This is a genomic window from Sphingomonas sp. NPDC092440, from assembly GCF_044754985.1.
Lineage (GTDB): Bacteria > Pseudomonadota > Alphaproteobacteria > Sphingomonadales > Sphingomonadaceae > Sphingomonas.
On sequence record NZ_JBIVQA010000008.1, the window covers coordinates 183,654 to 200,906 of the forward strand.

General features: G+C 69.0%; 12 protein-coding genes. 7 read left to right on the forward strand and 5 right to left on the reverse strand.

The genetic code is table 11. The features are described 5' to 3' along the window. Window positions 1-5: 5 nt before the first annotated feature. Complete coding sequence (locus ACIQCS_RS15555) at window positions 6-1,097, reverse strand: glycosyltransferase (RefSeq protein WP_401531271.1); 1,092 nt, start codon at window positions 1,095-1,097, stop codon at window positions 6-8. A 194-nt stretch (window positions 1,098-1,291) separates the two neighbouring features. Here ACIQCS_RS15555 and ACIQCS_RS15560 point away from each other — a divergent pair, with 194 nt between their 5' ends. The 3 genes from ACIQCS_RS15560 to ACIQCS_RS15570 are packed head-to-tail and all read left to right on the forward strand — an operon-like array spanning window position 1,292 to window position 3,972. After that, window positions 1,292-2,224: a hypothetical protein gene (locus ACIQCS_RS15560; RefSeq protein WP_345849102.1), complete on the forward strand. Its 933-nt coding sequence runs from the start codon at window positions 1,292-1,294 to the stop codon at window positions 2,222-2,224. Then, entirely contained in the window at window positions 2,221-2,760 is a 540-nt protein-coding gene (locus tag ACIQCS_RS15565) for a DUF2141 domain-containing protein (protein WP_345849101.1), read from the forward strand. The genes ACIQCS_RS15560 and ACIQCS_RS15565 overlap by 4 nt, the downstream gene beginning before the upstream one ends. A gap of 12 nt (window positions 2,761-2,772) precedes the next feature. Continuing rightward, the gene (locus ACIQCS_RS15570; protein WP_345849100.1) at window positions 2,773-3,972 is read left to right on the forward strand and encodes a glycosyltransferase; all 1,200 of its coding nucleotides are present in this window, start codon (window positions 2,773-2,775) and stop codon (window positions 3,970-3,972) included. On the opposite strand, the gene ACIQCS_RS15575 is transcribed toward ACIQCS_RS15570, so the two are convergent. Next, window positions 3,909-5,462, reverse strand: a complete 1,554-nt coding sequence (locus ACIQCS_RS15575) for a hypothetical protein (RefSeq protein WP_345849098.1) — start codon at window positions 5,460-5,462, stop codon at window positions 3,909-3,911. The two genes, ACIQCS_RS15570 and ACIQCS_RS15575, sit on opposite strands and share 64 nt — an antisense overlap. Window positions 5,463-5,623: 161 nt before the next feature. On the opposite strand from ACIQCS_RS15575, the gene ACIQCS_RS15580 reads away from it, so the two are divergent. Next, window positions 5,624-7,243 carry an alkaline phosphatase D family protein gene (locus ACIQCS_RS15580; protein ID WP_345849097.1) on the forward strand — a complete coding sequence of 540 codons (1,620 nt, stop codon included), beginning with the start codon at window positions 5,624-5,626 and terminating at the stop codon, window positions 7,241-7,243. 147 nt (window positions 7,244-7,390) lie between these two features. On the opposite strand, the gene ACIQCS_RS15585 is transcribed toward ACIQCS_RS15580, so the two are convergent. From ACIQCS_RS15585 to pepN, 3 genes are all read right to left on the reverse strand, one after another. Then, complete coding sequence (locus ACIQCS_RS15585) at window positions 7,391-8,893, reverse strand: AarF/UbiB family protein (protein WP_345849095.1); 1,503 nt, start codon at window positions 8,891-8,893, stop codon at window positions 7,391-7,393. 37 nt (window positions 8,894-8,930) lie between these two features. Beyond that, window positions 8,931-9,416: a methylated-DNA--[protein]-cysteine S-methyltransferase gene (locus tag ACIQCS_RS15590; RefSeq protein WP_345849093.1), complete on the reverse strand. Its 486-nt coding sequence runs from the start codon at window positions 9,414-9,416 to the stop codon at window positions 8,931-8,933. A gap of 119 nt (window positions 9,417-9,535) precedes the next feature. Beyond that, window positions 9,536-12,124 (reverse strand): aminopeptidase N, encoded by a 2,589-nt coding sequence (gene pepN / locus ACIQCS_RS15595; protein ID WP_345849091.1) that lies wholly within the window; start codon window positions 12,122-12,124, stop codon window positions 9,536-9,538. A gap of 120 nt (window positions 12,125-12,244) precedes the next feature. Between pepN and ACIQCS_RS15600 the strand changes: the two genes are divergently transcribed. Genes ACIQCS_RS15600 through ACIQCS_RS15610 form a run of 3 tightly spaced genes read left to right on the forward strand, consistent with a single transcriptional unit; the run spans window position 12,245 to window position 17,141 of the window. Further along, entirely contained in the window at window positions 12,245-13,921 is a 1,677-nt protein-coding gene (locus ACIQCS_RS15600) for a M28 family metallopeptidase (RefSeq protein WP_345849090.1), read from the forward strand. Window positions 13,922-13,923: 2 nt separating this feature from the next. Further along, entirely contained in the window at window positions 13,924-15,510 is a 1,587-nt protein-coding gene (locus tag ACIQCS_RS15605; RefSeq protein ID WP_345849088.1) for a M20/M25/M40 family metallo-hydrolase, read from the forward strand. Beyond that, window positions 15,507-17,141 (forward strand): M28 family metallopeptidase, encoded by a 1,635-nt coding sequence (locus tag ACIQCS_RS15610; RefSeq protein WP_345849087.1) that lies wholly within the window; start codon window positions 15,507-15,509, stop codon window positions 17,139-17,141. Before ACIQCS_RS15605 ends, ACIQCS_RS15610 begins: the two co-directional genes overlap by 4 nt. Window positions 17,142-17,253 lie beyond the last annotated feature (112 nt).

A 17,253-nucleotide genomic window follows, 5' to 3' on the forward strand; every position in this document is an offset into this window, starting at 1 on the left:
CCCGGTCATCGCCGGTGGCTATCCACCATCCGGTCGAACAGCGCGAGATAGTCGGCGATCGGATCGCCCGTGGCCGTCACCGGCGCGGGCCGCACCGCGTCCGGCGCCAGCCAGTGATCCAGGGCGGCGACCAATGCATCGCCATCCTCGCGGGCGATCACCGTGCCCAGTCCCGGCGCATGGACGATCTCGCGCACCGCGACGCTCGATTCGGTCGACACCACCGGCGTCCCCACCGAGAGCGCCTCGCGCAGCACGCCGGGCACGCCTTCATAGTCCGAGGTCAGCACCGCCACCGCCGCGCCCCTGAGCGCCGGCAGCGGATCGCCGGCATGGCCGGGCATGGTCACCCGGTCGCCCAGCCCGAGCGCCGCGATCTGCGCGTCGAGCGCGGCGCGCGCGGCGCCCTCGCCGAGCAGCAGCAGCTTCACCTGCGTGTCGGCGAGCCGGGGCAGGGCGTCGAGCAGCCGGTCCCAGCGCTTCTGCGGTTCCAGCCGCCCGACGCCGATCAGGTAGCGGCCCAGGGGCAGCGCCACCGGCGCGGCGCCGGCGATCGGCCGGGCGGGCGGATTGGCGATCACCCCCACGCGCTCCGGCGGCATGCCCATCTCCGCCATCGTCTCGGTCGCCATTGCCGGAGTCATCGCCACGACATGATCGAGGAAGCGCGGATGGAGCCGCAGCCAGCGCCGATAGCGCCAGGCGGCACCGCGCGAGAGTTCGGGGCGCACCAGCGCATTGGAGACCTTGCCCACGATCGGCGGCGCGGCGCGGCCCAGCCGCAGCCGGGCGAGCGCGGTGACGCCGGTATAGCGGTTGCCGGGGCAGAACAGCAGGTCCGGCCGAGCGCGTCTTATCTCGTCGGCCAGCCGGAACAGCGCCTGGTGCCGCCCGTCGCCCAGCTCGATCACTTCGATCCCGTCGGGTATCTCCGCGGCCAGCGGCCCTTCGCGGCTGCCCAGCACCAGGGTCACCCGGCGCCCCGCCGCCTGCCATCCCGCGGCCATGCGCAGCATCGCCCGCTCCACCCCGCCGCCCTGCAATTGCTGGGCGTAGGTGAGGATGTGCTGAGCGGTTTCGGAATGGGTGCGGTGCAACATAGGGTCTTGCGGATTGCCACTCTTAAGCCCAAATCGCCCCCGCAATAAACCGCAATCTGCTGCCACCAGCCATTTTCGTGTTGGCGTATACTGGGGGGCTGTACGCCGCATGGTGCGGATAAAGTGCTGGAAATGCCCGTTTTTGGGCGGCGGAATGTGAATCGGTGAACGAACCAGGTCTGGAGGCTTCGGTGAACACGAGCGTTGTCGAGGCCGTCCCCCTCCCGGGCGCGCCCGACCTTGCGGGTCTCGAACCCGTCGAAAAGATCAAGCGCCGCTGGCCGGCGTTTCTGGGCGGGGCGCTGACGCTGCTCATGATCGTGGCGCTGGGCCGCGAGCTGTTCGGATCGGGGCTGCAGGGCCTCTATCGCAGCCTGCCGGCCAACCCGCTCTTCTACCTGGTCTTCGCGCTCTATTATGTCGGGCCGCCGACCTTCGACTATGTGATCTTCCGGCGGCTGTGGCAGATTCCGCTCGCCGGGCTGGCCGCGCTCCACAAGAAGCGCATCTCGAACGAAGTGCTGTTCGGCTATTCGGGCGAGGCCTATTTCTATGCCTGGGCGCGCCAGCGCACCCAGATGGTCGCGGCGCCCTTCGGTGCGGTGAAGGACGTGATGATCCTGTCGGCGATCGCCGGCAACGCGATCACGCTGCTCATGATGATCCTCGGCCTGCCGCTCTATCTGGGCCTGGTGCCGCCGCAGTGGAAGGGCGCGGTGCTCGGCTCGGTGGTGGTGCTGGTGCTGATGTCGGTGCCGTTCGTGCTCTTCTCCAAGCGGGTGTTCTCGCTGCCCCGCCGCGAGCTGTGGTGGGTGTTCCTGGTGCATTGCGCGCGCATCGTCACCGGCTCGCTGCTCGTCGCGATCGCCTGGCACCTGGCGATGCCGAACGTCTCGATCGGCGTGTGGCTGATGATGGCGGCCGGCCGCCTGCTCGTCTGGCGCCTGCCGCTGGTGCCGAGCAAGGAGGCCGCCTTCGCCGCGATCACCGGGGTGGTGATCGGCCAGGGCTCGGCCATGTCCGAGCTGATGGCGCTGATCGCCGGCCTCACCCTTCTCGTCCATGTCACCTTGATCGGGGGCTTCAGCGTGCAGGCCCTGCTCACGAGGAACAAGCAGTCATGATCCGTTCCCTGATCGCCCCGACGACCATCGGCGCCGCGGGTGCGCTCGCCCTTGCGGCGGCGCCGGCCTGCGCCGCGGCCGCACAGCCGGATCCGGTCGACGGCAGTTGCGCCACGCGCGCCGGCGTGCCGCTCTATGTGAACGTCACCGGCCTCAAGGATCGCACCGGGCGGCTGAAGCTCGAGATCTATCCGCCGAACGAGGAGGATTTCCTGCGCGACGACACGTCGCTGAAGCGGGAGAACAAGCCGTTCCGCCGCATCTGGGCGCAGACGCCGGCCTCGGGCCCCGTCCGGCTGTGCATCCGCGCGCCGGGGCCGGGCACCTGGGCGGTGCTGTTCACGCACGATCGCGACGGCAAGAACAAGTTCAACTTCTGGGAGGACGGCGCCGGCTTCCCGAGCAACCAGAAGCTCGGCCGCAGTCGGCCCAAGGTGCGCCAGGCGCTGGTCAATGTCGGGCCCGGTGGTGGACAGATCACGATCAAGGCCCAATATCTCCGGGGCCTGGGCGGCTTCGCGCCGCTCGACGACTGAGGGGCAGGGACGATGCGCATCGTCGACGTCAACGAGTTCTACTCGCCGACCGGTGGCGGCGTGCGCACCTATCTCGACCGCAAGATGGGGATCATGGCCGATATGGGCCATGAGCTGACCGTCATCGCGCCGGCGCTCGAATCGAGCGTCGAGGAGCGGCCCGGCGGCGGCCGCATCTTCTGGGTCAAGGCGCCGCCGCTGATCCTCGATCGCAACTACGGGATCTTTGTGCACGACGAGCCGGTGTGGAAGCTGCTCGACATGCTGCAGCCCGACATCGTCGAGACCAGCTCGCCCTGGCTCCCGGCCTGGACGGTGGCGCGCTGGCAGGGCGACGCGGTGAAGGTGTTCTTCGCGCATGGCGACAATATCGGCGCCTATCCCCAGCGCTGGCTCGACAGCGTGGCGACGCCGATCCAGGTCGAGCGGGCCTTTGCCTGGTACACGCGGTACATGAGCCGCTTCCTCGAGCATTACGACGCGTTCGTCACCAACGGCCCGGCGCTGGCCAAGCGGTTCCGCCGGCGCGGCATGCATGTCCATGCCTCGATGCCGCTGGGGATCGAGCGGCAATGGTTCTCGCCCGACCTGCGCGACGAGAAATTGCGCGTGGCGCTGCTCGCCCAGCTCGGCCTGCCGCCGGAGGGGCATCTGCTGCTCGGCCTGGGCCGGCACCACAAGGAGAAGCGCTGGCCGCTGGTGATCGATGCGGTCGAGGCCGCGGCGAACGACCTGCCCGTCGGCCTGATGCTGATCGGCGACGGCCCGCAGCGCCGCCAGCTCGAGGCCCGGATCGCCGGCAGCCCCCACATCAAGATCTTCCGCCCGGTCTATGACCGGGTGCGCTTCTCGCGGATCATGGCGAGTTGCGACGCGCTGATCCACGGATCCGACGCCGAGCCCTTCGGCCTGGTTGCTTCCGAGGCGCTGGCCTCGGGCCTGCCGCTGATCGGGCCCGACGAGGGCGGCTTCGCCGAGCTCGCTGATCCGCTCTTCGCCGAAACCTATCGCGCGCGCGACGCCTATTCCGCGGCGGGTGCGATCCGCCGCATGTTCGGCCGCGAGCAGGCCATTCTGCGCAACGCCGCCCGGGTCGCCGCCGGCAAGGTCCGCAGCGACGCGGACCATGCCGCCGAGCTGATGGCCTATTACGAAGGCCTGCTCGAGGCGAGGCGCGGCGGCGCCGGCGTGCGTGCCGCCGGCAGCGCATAGACCGAGATGCTGAGGTCGCCGAGCGGCCAGCGGCCGCGCAGGCGATAGCCCAGCGCCTCCATCCGCTGCACCGCCAGCTGGTGCGATGCCATGCGCTCGCCGAAATAGACCGGGCGCATCACCACGATCTCCGGCCGTTCGGTGGTGAAGATGCGGTCGATCTCCTGGAGCTGGTCCACGCCCAGCGCGCCATTCTCCCGCTCGCGCGAAAGATGGCTGGGGAAGACCCAGGGCGACACGGTGCAGCGGCCGGTATAGCCGTAGAGGATCGGATTGCCCGAATAGACGTACATGCAGCCCGGGCCGCGTCCGATGCCGTCGGCCAGCGCCTGGAGCTGTGCGGCATTGCCGCGGTGCAATTTCACGCTGACCAGCCTCGCTTCGCCGCCGAGGGCCGCCACGAGCAGCAGCAGCGGCGCCACCCATTTGCGGCCGGTCTCGGTGCCGCCCAGATAGCCGGCGCAGCACAGGCTCGCGGGTAGCAGGACGGGCAGCGCATAGTGATTGAACCAGGTGCCGAACACGAGCAGCCCGATCACCGCGGCGATGAGCCAGCCGAAGAGCAATGCCCGTACCGGATGCTCGCGGCGCTCGCCCACCGGCACATGGCGCGAGAGCCCGGAGACGATCAGCAGCGGCGCCAGCATCAGCGCCACTTCCAGGAAGTTGCGGATCAGCACCATCGGCGGATCGCTCTGCCGCGCCAGGATCGAGCCGAAATTGGCATAGAACCACGGGTCGCCATGGCCGAGCAGGATGAACACCGCCCAGGCGGTGAGGGTGGGCAGCCAGACCGCCGCCGCCCAGAGCGCGCCGCGCCGCAGCACGTGCGCCGTGCTGGTGCCCAGGCGCATCTCGTTCCACATCAGCCACAGGCCGATGAAGATCGCCTCGAACACCACCGAATATTTGATCTGCATGGCCAGGCCGAGGATCAGCATCGCCGCGGTGGCGCGGTGGATGCGCCGGCGGTCGTCGCTCGCATCGTCGGGGCGCGGCACGATCAGCAGCACCGCCCAGGCCGTCAGCAGATTGTAGAAGACCGGCGCCTGCCCGCCCTGGCCGTCGGCGAAATTGAGCATGAACAGATAGAGGAGCGCTGCGGGCAGGCCGCCACGGCTCCAGCCGGCCTTGTCGGCGAGCCGCCAGATCAGCAGCGCGGTGCCCACCACGGCGGCGAGCGCCATCATCTGATAGATCCAGATCCCCCCCGGCATGCCGAAGGCGGCCGGCAGCAGATAGACCAGGAACAGCCCCACCGGCTTGCGGTCCCAGACGTCGACAAAGGGAACGGCACCGTGCAGCATCTGCTGTGCGGTGACGAGGTAGAATTCCTCGTCTATATGGACGACGGGATTGCCGAAGGTGATCGCGCGCACCGCCACGGCGGCGAGCAGCAGGATCGACCAGCGCGGCAAGGCGGCGATCGTGACGGCCAGATCGGATAGGCGAGCAGTCCGGCTCCCCAGCACTTCGGACTTGCTTGCCATCAGGAGCGCGGCGCCCCGGGCGGAAGGAGATGCAGCATGATTGTCGAAAGGACCTTCCCGGTGAATTCTGACCCGTGCTTAGCGCCGCGCGCGCGCGCTGTCACGAACTCGCCACGAGAGCGCGGCAAGGCTTGCGATGAAATAGTCCGGGAACGCTACAAATGACGCTTCGCACCGATCGCCGCTCGCTTCTCCTCACCGGCACGCTGGGCCTTGGCGCGCTGGCCATTCCGGGCTTCTCGCTGGCCCAGGCGCTGGCCACCGGCTTCACCCATTCGGTCGCCAGCGGCGAGCCCGGGCAGGACGCGATGCTGCTCTGGACCCGCTATGTTCCCGCCGATGGCGGCGCGGTGAAGCTCCGCGCCGAAGTCGCGAAGACCGCGGATTTCGCGAAGATCGTCTCGGGCGGCGAGCAGATCACCGGCCCCTGGCGCGACCACACCGCCAAGATCACCGTCGAGGGGCTCGAACCCGGCACCAGCTATTTCTATCGCTTCGTCGGCCCCGATGGCAGCTTCTCGCCGGTGGGCCGGACGAAGACTCTGCCGGCGGGCAATGTCGGCCGCTTCGGCATCGGCGTCTTTTCCTGCGCGAACATGCCGTTCGGCTTCTTCAATGCCTATGGCCATGCCGCGGCCCGCGCCGATATCGACCTGTGGGTGCATCTCGGCGACTATCTCTACGAGTATAAGCGGGGCGGCTATGCGCCGGCCGGCGGCGCGGTGGCGGATCGCTGGCCCGAGCCGGCGACCGAGATGGTCCATCTCGCCGATTATCGCCTGCGTTATGCCAGCTATCGCAGCGATCCCGATCTGCAGGAGCTGCACCGGGTCAAGCCGATGCTGATCCAGATGGACGATCACGAATCGACCAACAACAGCTGGGAAGGCGGCGCGCAGAACCATCAGCCGGACGAAGGCGACTGGAGCGTCCGCAAGGCAGCGGCGCTGCAGGCGTTCAAGGAATGGCTGCCGGTCTCGGAAACGCCCTGGGGCAGCTACGACATCGGCGGCCTGGCCACGCTGTTCCGCACCGAGAGCCGCCTGCTGGCGCGCAGCGACGAGCCCGATCTCGCTCCGCTGTTCCGCTCCGCCGATGCGCAGAAGGCGCTGATCGCTTTTCGCGACGGCGAGTTGCAGGACCCGGCACGTACCATGCTCGGCACCGAGCAGGAGGTGTGGCTCGGCCATGCGATGCGCAAGTCGGTGCGCGCCGGCCAGAAGTGGCAGCTGGTCGGGTTCGGCACGATCATGGGCAAGCAGCGCATGCCGGAGCAGGCGCTCGACTGGATCAAGCCGGATGCCCCGGCCCGCACCCGCGCCTATGTCCAGTCGGGCGTGATCGCCAGCAAGCTCGGCGTACCGTCGGATCTCGACAATTGGGGCGGCTTCCCGGCGGCGCGCGCGCGCTTCCTCAAGTCCGCCCAGGCGGCGGGCGCGAACCTCGTCGTGCTGTGCGGCGACAGCCACAATGCCTGGGCGTTCGACCTGGGGCAGGACGGCAAGCCCGCCGGCGTGGAGTTCGCCGGCCACAGCGTCACCTCGCCGGGCTATGAGAACAGCACCACCACCGATCCGAAGATCATCGCCGCCGGCTTGGTCGCCGCCAATCCCGAGCTGAAATGGTGCGATACCAGCCGCCGCGGCTATATGGCGCTTACGCTCACGCCGGAAAAGGCGAGCAACGACTGGGTGTTCATGGACACGGTCACCCAGCGCACCACCAAGGCCAGCGTGGGGCACACCGCCGTGGTGACGCGCGGCCGCAACGTGATGGCATAGGCTGGGAACGCATCTTTTCCTGTCCTTACTCCTGTTTTCCACCGTCATCCCGGCCTTGTGCCGGGATCCCGCTTCTTCTTCCGTGAGCGAGGCAGCGGGAACCCGGCGCAAGGCCGAGGTGATGAAGGAAGAATAGGAATCCTCAACCTAAAGCACCAACGCCAAGGCCAGGATCGCCGCCCCGCCCAGCAGCGCGGCGGCGATCCAGCTGGCACCGCTCCGGATCGCGGCGGCGGTCGCCGCGTCGTTCGGCGGCTCGGCCTCGATCCGCCGGATCGCGGCGCGCAGCAGCCGCGGTGCATCGTCGCCGAGCCCCGCCAGCGTCCAGGCGAGCATGCCGCCGCTCGCCGCCAGCCGCCCCGGCGCGAAGCGCTCCACCACCAGCCGCGCCGCCGCCCGCCGGATCGCGTCGGACAGGTCGAAGCCCGGCGCGATGCGCGCGAGTACGCCGTCCATCGTCACAAAGGCCTTGAACACCAGCAGCAGGTCCGGCGGCATCACCAGCCCTTCTTCGCGCAGCAGCCGCAGGAAATCGGGCACCATCTCCGCCATGACGATGCGCCCCCCGCCATGCCGCTGGACGATCTGCTCGGCGGCGCGGTCGATGCGGCCACGCGGCACGCCATGCCCTTCGGACCAGAGCGCCAGCGTCTCCGCGAGCGCGCGCGGATTGCCCCAGGCGAGCGACAGCACGAAGCTCAGAAACTCCTCGCGCCGCCCCGGCCCGATATGGCCGATCGAGCCCAGGTCGAGCAGCGCCAGCCGGTTGCCAGGCAGGCAGAGCAGGTTGCCGGGGTGGGGATCGCCGTGGAAGCGGCCATGGACCAGCACCATCTCGATGACGAGATCGGCGCCCAGCGCGGCGATCGCCGCGGGATCGATCCCGCGCGCCGCCAGTGCTTCGGCGGAGAGCGGCTTCACGCCCTCGACATAGTCCATCACCAGCAGCGTCTCGCTGGTCCATTGCCAGTGGATGCCGGGCACGAGCACGCGGGGCTGGCCCGCCAGATCCTCGCGGATCCGATCGGCGTTGCGGCCTTCCTGGGTGAAGTCCAGCTCCTCGAGCATTGCCTGGCGCAGCTGCCGCGCCAGCGCCACCGGCTCGAAGCGCCGCGCCTCGGCGCTGCCCCGCTCGACCAGCGCGGCCAGCTCGGCGATCAGCCGCATGTCGGCCTCCATCGCGCGGCGTATGCCGGGGCGGCGGATCTTGAGCACCACGTCGCGCCCGTCCTGCAACCGGGCGCGATGGACCTGCGCCATCGACGCGGCGGCGAGCGGCACCGGATCGAAGCACGCAAAGGCGGCCTCGGGCGGCTCGCCCAGCGCTTCCTCCACGGCCGCGCGGATCGCCTCGAAGTCCAGGGTCGGCGCGTCGCTGTGCAGCAGCTCGAGCTCGGCGATCCATTCGGGGGGCAGCAGGTCGCCGCGCGTCGCGAGGATCTGGCCGATCTTGACGAAGCTGGGGCCGAGCGCCTCCAGCGCCAGCCGGGTGCGGCGGGGGAGCGGGAGCGCGCCCGCCTCCGCTTCCGCCCCCTCGTCCGCGAAGCCCAGCCGGGCGAGCAGCACGCCCAGGCCGAAGCGCGCGGCCACGGCCGCGATCTCGCCCACCCGGTCGCGGTCGCGGGCAGTGGTGGCAATCAGCTTGATCATCCGGCGCCAACGCCGGTCCGGCGCGAACGCTCCCGCGTCAGCCGGCGCGGCGCTCCAGCGCGAGCAGATATTCCTTGGCGTCCAGCCCGCCCGCAAAGCCGGTGAGCTTGCCCGTCGATCCGATCACCCGGTGGCACGGGGCAACGATCGAGATCGGGTTGCGTCCATTGGCGGCGCCGACCGCGCGCGACGCCTTGGGGCGGCCCAGCTTCGCGGCGATCTCGCCATAGGAGCGAGTCTCGCCAAAGGGGATGGCGAGCAGTTCGGCCCACACGCTCTTCTGGAATTCGGTCCCGCGGAAATCCAGCGGCAGGTCGAAGCGGGTGCGGGTGCCGGCGAAATATTCGCGCAGCTGGGTCTCGGCCGCGATCAGCACCGGATGCCCGGCATCGCTGGTCGCTTCGCCCAGCTTCACGCGGTCGGGTGAGTCGTTCTCCCAGAGGATCGCGACAAGGCCCTTGGCGCTGGCGACGAGCGTGAGCGCGCCGACGGGCGAGGGGATGGTCTTGGTCGACAAGGTCATGCTGTGTCTCCTTACCCTGCCGATATGGACGGCGACTCCCGGAATCGCTTCCCGGTGCCTGCGTTCAAAGCAAATCCGCTATCTCCGCGACCCCGGACCTGATCCGGGGCGGGATGATGCTAGTCCAGCGACTTGCTCGCCTGCTCGAACATGTCCTTGCTCAGCCCTGGCGTGGCGACGATCCGCTCCAGCTCGGCGCGCATCCTGGCCGCGCGCGCCGCGTCGAAGCGCTTCCAGCGACCGAGCGGCGGCACCAGCCTGGCCGCAGTCTGCGGATTGAGCCGGTCGAGCGCGATCAGCTGGTCGGCGACGAAGCGATAGCCGCGGCCCGTGGGATCGTGGAACGCGCGCTGGTTGACGCTGAACGCGCCGATCAGCGCCCGCGCCCGGTTCGGGTTGGCGAGCGTGAAGTCCTTGTGCGCCGCCAGCGCCTCGACCGCCTGGGCGGTATCGTCGCGCGACGAGAGCGCCTGGGTCTGGAACCATTTGTCGAGCACCAGCGCATTGCCCTGGTAGCGCTGGTAGAAGGCCGCCAGCGCGGCCTCGCGCCGGTCCGAGCCGCCATTGACCAAAGTGGTCAGCGCGCCCTGGCGATCGGTCATGTTGTCCGCCGCCTCGAACTGGCCGAAGGCGAGCGCGGCGGCATCGTCCGCGCCGCTCGCCGCGACATAGCCGAGCGCCACCGTCTTCAGCCGCCGCGCGCCCTTGGCGGCCGGCGAATATTCGAAGCGATTGGCCTGCGCCCCGTCATAGGCGGCGCGCCATTCGCCCTCCAGCGCCTTGCCCAGGTCCGCGCGGAGCGCCTCGCGCGCCGCGAAGATCGCATCGGGATCGACCACGCCCATCTGGTCGCCGATGAAGCTGTCCGACGGCAGCAGCACCGCTTCGGCGACGAAGGCCTTGTCGAGCGCGGAATCGAGCAGGGTGTTCCGCACCGCCTCGATCACCGCGCCATGCTCGCCCCTGCCGCTGGTCACGGCGGCGACCAGCGTGTCGAGCATCAGCTGCTGCATCGCCTCGTAGCGGGCGAAAGGATCGTCGTCATGCGCCGAGAGGAAGGCGAGGTCCTTGGCGGTGCGGTTGGTCTCGACGATCACCGGGGCGGAGAAGCCGCGGTTGATCGAGAGCACCGGTGCTTCGGACAGATTCTCGAACAGGATCTCCTGCGCCGCGTCCTTGAGCAGGATCAGCTGCTCGTCGCACATCGGCCGCCCGGTGATCCCGCCGAACAGCTTGAGCCTGAGCGGCAGCACCATCGGCTCCTTGGCCGGCTGGCCCGGCGTCGGCGGCACGGCCTGGGCGAGCTTGAGGCGAGCGCGGCCGCCCTCCTGGCTCAGCGTTGCGGAGACGCGCGGCGTACCCGCCTGGCTGTACCAGCGGCGGAACTGGGTCAGATCCACCCCGCCGGCTTCCTCCATGCAGCGGACGAAATCCTCGCAGGTGGCGGCGGTGCCGTCGAACCGGTCGAAATACAGGTCGGTCGCGGCGCGGAACTTCTCGCGCCCCAGGATGGTCGACATCATCCGGATCACTTCGGCGCCCTTGTTGTAGATGGTCGCCGTGTAGAAGTTGGAGATCTCGATATATTCGTCCGGGCGCACCGGATGGGCGAGCGGGCCGGCATCCTCGGGGAATTGCGACGCGCGCAGCCCGCGCACATCCTCGATCCGCTTGACCGCCTTGCTGCCCTGGTCGCCGGAGAAGCTCTGGTCGCGGAAGACGGTGAAGCCTTCCTTCAGGCTGAGCTGGAACCAGTCGCGGCACGTGACGCGGTTGCCCGACCAGTTGTGGAAATATTCGTGCGCCACCACCGCGGCGATGGCGTCGTAATCATAGTCGGTGGCGGTGTCGGGATCGGCGAGGATGTAGCGGCTGTTGAAGACGTTCAGCCCCTTGTTCTCCATCGCGCCGAAATTGAAGTCGTCCACCGCGACGATGTTGAACACGTCGAGGTCGTACTCGCGGCCATAGACGCTTTCGTCCCAGGCCATCGACAGCTTGAGCGCGTGCAGCGCGTGATCGGTCTTGGGCAAATCGCCTTCGCGCACCCAGATGCCGAGATCGACCGTCCGCCCGGTCATGGTGGTGAAGGTGCCGCGATTGGCGACCAGGTCGCCGGCGACCAGCGCGAACAGATAGCTCGGCTTGGGGAAGGGATCGTGCCATTCGGCCCAGTGGCGCCCATCGCCCGCATCGCCCTGCGCGATCGGATCGCCGTTCGCCAGCAGCACCGGGAAGCGCGCCTGGTCGGCGGTCATCCGCACCTTGTACCTGGAGAGCACGTCCGGCCGGTCGGGGAAGAAGGTGATGCGGCGAAAGCCCTCGGCCTCGCACTGGGTGCAGAGCATGCCCGACGAGGCATAAAGGCCCTGCAGCTGGGTATTGCGCTCGGGCGCGATCGTCACGACCGTCTCGATCTCGTGCGCGTCGCCGGTGAGCGGGATGACCAGGTCCGCGCCGTCCATGCGCCAGCCCTGCGCCTCGGCGCCGTCGACCTTCACCGACTCTGCCGCGAGCCCGTCGCCGTTCAGCACCAGCGGCCGGTCGTGCGTGCCGCCGCGCGCCACCTTCAGCGTGGCGCGGACCCGGGTCGCCACCGGATCGAGATCGAAGTCGAGCGCGATCTCGGGAACCGTCCAGTCGGGCGCGCGATAGTCCTCGCGGCGAGTGACGTGCGGAGTCTGCGGGGCGTTGGAAGCGTCTGCCATGGTGCCTCGGATATAGGGGCAAGCACGGCGCTCGCCACCTTGAAAATCTGCCGGCTTGCGCCTGCGCCAAGCCGTGCTACCGAAGCGATATACCGAGTTGCCGCCGAGAGGTTCCCCCACATGATCCGCACCACCACGCCCTTGGCCCTTGCGCTGATGCTGGCGCTGCCCGCTTATGCCCAGAACGCGCCTGCTCCGGCGCCCAGCGCCGCCGAGCGCAATGCAATCGTCAATGCCGAGCTGCCCGCCGACCAGGCGGCGCTCAAGAGCCATGTCATGTTCCTGGCCTCGGACGCGCTGAAGGGCCGCGAGGCCGGCAGCCCCGAGTTCGACATCGCCGCCCATTATGTCGCGTCGCAATTCTACGCGGCCGGGCTCAAGCCCGCGGGCGACGAGGGCGGCTATCTGCAGAAGGTGCCGCTGGTCAGCGCCAAGCTGGACGGCCCCGGCACGATGACGGTGACGGGCAAGGGCGGCACGCCGGTCGCGCTCGAATTCGGCAAGGATTTCGTCTCCTCGGCCAATCCCGAGACGCCCAGTTACGGCGTCACCGCGCCGGTGGTGTTCGTCGGCTATGGCATCGTCGGCCAGGGCCGCGACGACTATAAGGGCGTCAATGTGAAGGGCCGGATCGTCGCCTATTTCGGCGGCGCGCCCGAGAGCTTCCCGGGCGAGGTCGCCGCGCATTTCTCCAATCCCGCCGCCAAGGCCGAGATCGCGGCGAAGCACGGCGCGATCGCCACGATCACGCTCGAATCGCCGCACACCGTCAAGGCGCGGCCCTTCAGCTACTACGTCAACGCCGCGTCGCGGCCGCGCTTCACCTGGGGCAATCCCGACGGCACCGGCCATATCGCCGCGCCGGGCACGCCCTCGGCCGGCATCGTCAGCCTGGCCGGTGCCGAGAAGCTGTTCGCCGGGGCCAGGCAGAAATGGGCCGATATCGCCAAGGCGGCCGCCGCACCCGACGCGGCGTTCAAGGCAGAGGCGCTGCCGGTGACTGTCACCGTCGCCGCCAAGACCGCGCTCACGCCGGTGAAAAGCTACAACGTCGCCGGCATGCTGCCGGGCAGCGATCCGGCGCTGTCGAAGGAAGTCGTGGTCCTTTCCGCGCATCTCGACCATATCGGGGTCGGCCGGCCCGACAAGACCGGCGATACGATCAACAACGGCGCGCTGGACGATGCCGTCGGCATCGCCTCGCTGATCGAGGAGGCCAAGCGCTTCAAGACGGCGGGCACGAAGCCGCGCCGCTCGATCCTGTTCCTGGCGGTCACCGCCGAGGAGAAGGGCCTGGTCGGCTCGGACTATTTCGCCAACAATCCCACCGTGCCGCTGTCGAGCATCGTCGCCGACGTCAATCTCGACATGCCGATCATCACCTACAAGTTCCAGGACATCGTGGTGTACGGCGCCGGCCATTCCACGCTGGGCCCGATCGTCGAGCGGGCGGGCAAGGCCATCGGCGTGCCGCTGTCCGACGATCCGCTGCCCGGCGAGAATATCTTCGTGCGCTCGGATCACTATAACTTCGTCCGCAAGGGCGTGCCCTCGGTCTTCCTCTGGCCGGGCGCGGGCGGCCCGGGCCGCGCCGCGATCGACGATTTCATGAAGAACCATTATCACCAGCCCTCGGACGAGATCGGCCAGCTGCCGGCGATCGACTGGGAATCGGGCGTGCGCTTCGTCGACGTGAACTATCGCATCGCCCGCGAGATCGCCGATGGCGAGCAGCGGCCGATGTGGAACAAGGGCGATTTCTTCGGCCTCACCTATAATGGCGCGGGGGCCAAGTGAGCATGCAGCGCGCATTCCTCCTGGCCGCGACCCTGCTCGCGGCGGCGCCCGCCTTCGCCCAGGATCTCGGCAAGGACGCGGCGGCGCTGAAGGCGCATGTCCAGTTCCTCGCCTCCGATGCGATGAAGGGCCGCGACACCGGCTCGCCCGAGCTGGCCATCGCCGAGCAATATGTCGCGGCACAGATGCTCGCGGCGGGGCTCAAGCCCGCGGGCGCGGGCGGCGGCTGGCTCCAGCCGGTGCCGCTGCTGGCCTATAGATCGGCCGATCACGGCACGCTGTCGCTCAACCGCGGCGGCGTCGAGACGGCGCTGGTCTGGGGCAAGGACTATGTCGCCCGCGCGGTGCCGTCGAACCCCAAGGTCGCGGTGTCGGGGCCGGTGGTCTTTGTCGGCTATGGCAGCGAGGCCGAGTATAAGGGCCTCAAGACCAAGGGCGCGATCGTCGCGGTGCTGCGCGATTCGCCGCACGACCTGCCCAGCGACATTCGCGCACATTCCGGCCAGCCCGAGCAGCAGGCGGCGGTGGCCGCCCGCCACGGCGCCGTCGGCGTCATCCTGATCGAGGGCAATGCCCGCCACGCGATCTTTCCGTTCGCCACCAGCGTCGGCTTCGCGCAGAGCGAGGCGATGACCTGGCAAGGGTCGGATGCCGGCGCCGGCGCGCCGCCCTTCGCCTATCTCGGCATGGACGGCGCGGCCAGGCTCTTCGCCGGCTCGAAGATCCAGTGGGAGGCCGTGCTCGCCGCCGACAAGGCAGACAGGAAGCTGCCGACCGGCGCGCTGGACGTAACCGCCACCGGCACCGCCAACACCGCGATCCGCACGCTCACCAGCAACAATGTCGCCGGGGTGCTGCCGGGTACCGACAAGGCGGCCGAATATGTGGTGATCTCCGCCCATCTCGATCATGTCGGCGTCGGCCGGCCCGATGCGAAGGGGGACACCATTTATAACGGCGCCATGGACAATGCCGTCGGCACCGCCGCGATGCTCGAAGTGGCCAGGCGCTTCCAGGCATCGGGCAAGGCGCCCCGGCGCTCGATCCTGTTCGTCGCGGTGACGGCGGAGGAGAAGGGCCTGGTCGGCTCGGAATATTTCGCCGCCAACCCCACCGTGCCCAAGGGCGCGATCGTCGCCGACGTCAATCTCGACATGCCGATCCTGACCTATGACTTTGTCGATCTGGTCGCCTATGGCGCGGATCGCAGCACCCTGGGCAAGCTGGTCGAGGCGGCCGCCGCGGCCGAGGGCGTCAAGCTCGTCCCCGATCCCACGCCCGAGGAAGCCTCGTTCGTCCGCTCGGATCACTACAGCTTCGTCAAGGCGGGCATCCCGGCGGTGTCGCTCGATCTCGGGCCGGGCGGCCCGGGCGCGGCGGCGACCAAGGAGTTCCTCGACAAGCATTATCACCAGCCTTCGGACGAAGTGGGGCTGATCGACTGGAAGCAGGGGCTGCGCTTCGTCGGCCTCAACTATGCGATCGCCCGCGCCATCGCCGATGCCGATCAGAAGCCGGTGTGGAACAAGGGCGATTTCTTCGGCACGCTCTACAAGGGGCCGCTGGCCCAGGGGTCTTCGGAAAAATGACCTTCCACCGCTTCCTCGTGGCGGTGGCGGCGCTGTTCGCCGCGCCGCTCGCCCAGGCGCAGACCGCGCCGCAGGCCGCGGCCTCGCTTCCGCCCGACCAGGCGGCGCTGAAGGCGCATGTCCAGTTCCTCGCCGCCGATGTTCTGCGCGGGCGCGAGGCGGGAACGCGCGACTATGACGTGGCGGCCGAATATGTGGCGGCGCAGATGCTCGCGATCGGCCTGGTGCCCGGTGCGGGGGGAAGCTGGTTCCAGCCGTTCAAGCTGGTCTCGTACAAGCCGGCCGAAAAGGCGAAGTGGAGCCTGGTGCGCGGCGCGATGGAGATCCCGCTCCAGTTCGGCATCGACTATGTCAACACGCCCGCACCGGCGACGCCCGATTTCAAGGCCGAAGGCGGCATCGTCTTCGCGGGCTATGGCATCGTCTATCCCGAGGGCCGGCGCGACGATTACAAGGGGCTCGACGTGAAGGGAAAGATCGTCGCGATCCTTCCCGGCGTACCCCAGGGGCTGCCCAACGAAGTCGAGGCGCATTTCGGCGACGACGAGCAGAAGGCGGCGATCGCGCAGCAAAAGGGCGCGGTGGCGGTGATCGTGCTCGAATCGCTCGCCCAGCGCGAGCAGATCCCGTTCGAGGCGATCGTCCCCTATTATGATTATGGGCGCACCACCTGGGCCCGCCCCGACGGCACTGCCTTCGCGCTCGCGGCGGGCGCCCCGCCGGTCGGCTATGTCGGCCCGGCCGGCGCGGAGAAGCTGTTCCAGGGCGCGAGGATCCGCTGGGCGGACGTGCTCGCCGCGCAGCGCCGGGGCTCGAGGGTTCCCACCGGGGCGCTCGTCGGCACGCTCCGGGTCGCGAGCAAGACCAAGCTGGTGACGCAGGCGACGCGCAACGTGGTCGGGCTGATCCCGGGCAGCGATCCGGCGCTCAAGGCGGAATATGTCGTCCTCTCCGCCCATCTCGATCATGTCGGCGTGGGGGATGCGGTCAATGGCGACCGCATCTACAATGGCGCCATGGACAATGCGATCGGCGTCTCGACCATGCTCGAGGTGGCGCGCAAGTTCGTCGCCTCGGTCGAGAAGCCCCGGCGCTCGATGCTGTTCGTGGCATTGTCAGGGGAGGAGAAGGGCCTGCTCGGCTCGGACTATCTCGTCCATTATCCGCCGGTCCCGAAGGCGGGGCTGGTCGCCGACGTCAACATGGACATGCCGATCCTGACCTATCCGCTGGTCGATGTCGTCGCGCTGGGGGGCGAGCGCTCCAGCCTCGGCCCGGCGATCGCCGCGGCGGCCGCGACCGAGGGGCTGGCCGTCGTCCCCGATCCGAACCCGGAAGAGATGTTCTTCGTCCGCTCGGATCACTACAGCTTCGTCAAGTCGGGCATTCCGGCGGTCTCGATCGACACCGGCCCGGGCGGGCAGGGCGCGGAGGCGCAGAAGAAGTTCCTCGCGGAGAATTATCACAAGCCCTCGGACCAGATCGACCTGCCGTTCGACTGGAATTCGGCCGCCAAATATATGCGCCTGAACTATGCCGTCGCCCGCGCGCTCTCCGACGCGCCTGCGCGGCCGCGCTGGAACAAGGGCGATTTCTTCGGGGTCCAGTTCGGCGGATATGGGGCGCAGTGATCCTTGCTCCCCTCCCTGGAAGGGAGGGGCTGGGGGTGGGTGGATGCATGCGATGCGGTGGCCGCGACATGCGCATTTTCAGTATCGCCCGGACGCGACCCACCCCTCGATC

Excerpts from the sequence above, each read along its gene's own strand:
- ACIQCS_RS15600 (WP_345849090.1), top strand. The coding sequence starts at position 12,245 with ATGATCCGCACCACCACGCCCTTGGCCCTTGCGCTGATGCTGGCGCTG.
- ACIQCS_RS15585 (WP_345849095.1), bottom strand. The coding sequence starts at position 8,893 with ATGATCAAGCTGATTGCCACCACTGCCCGCGACCGCGACCGGGTGGGC.
- ACIQCS_RS15605 (WP_345849088.1), top strand. The coding sequence starts at position 13,924 with ATGCAGCGCGCATTCCTCCTGGCCGCGACCCTGCTCGCGGCGGCGCCC.
- ACIQCS_RS15590 (WP_345849093.1), bottom strand. The coding sequence starts at position 9,416 with ATGACCTTGTCGACCAAGACCATCCCCTCGCCCGTCGGCGCGCTCACG.
- ACIQCS_RS15610 (WP_345849087.1), top strand. The coding sequence starts at position 15,507 with ATGACCTTCCACCGCTTCCTCGTGGCGGTGGCGGCGCTGTTCGCCGCG.
- ACIQCS_RS15570 (WP_345849100.1), top strand. The coding sequence starts at position 2,773 with ATGCGCATCGTCGACGTCAACGAGTTCTACTCGCCGACCGGTGGCGGC.
- pepN (WP_345849091.1), bottom strand. The coding sequence starts at position 12,124 with ATGGCAGACGCTTCCAACGCCCCGCAGACTCCGCACGTCACTCGCCGC.
- ACIQCS_RS15580 (WP_345849097.1), top strand. The coding sequence starts at position 5,624 with ATGACGCTTCGCACCGATCGCCGCTCGCTTCTCCTCACCGGCACGCTG.
- ACIQCS_RS15575 (WP_345849098.1), bottom strand. The coding sequence starts at position 5,462 with ATGGCAAGCAAGTCCGAAGTGCTGGGGAGCCGGACTGCTCGCCTATCC.
- ACIQCS_RS15565 (WP_345849101.1), top strand. The coding sequence starts at position 2,221 with ATGATCCGTTCCCTGATCGCCCCGACGACCATCGGCGCCGCGGGTGCG.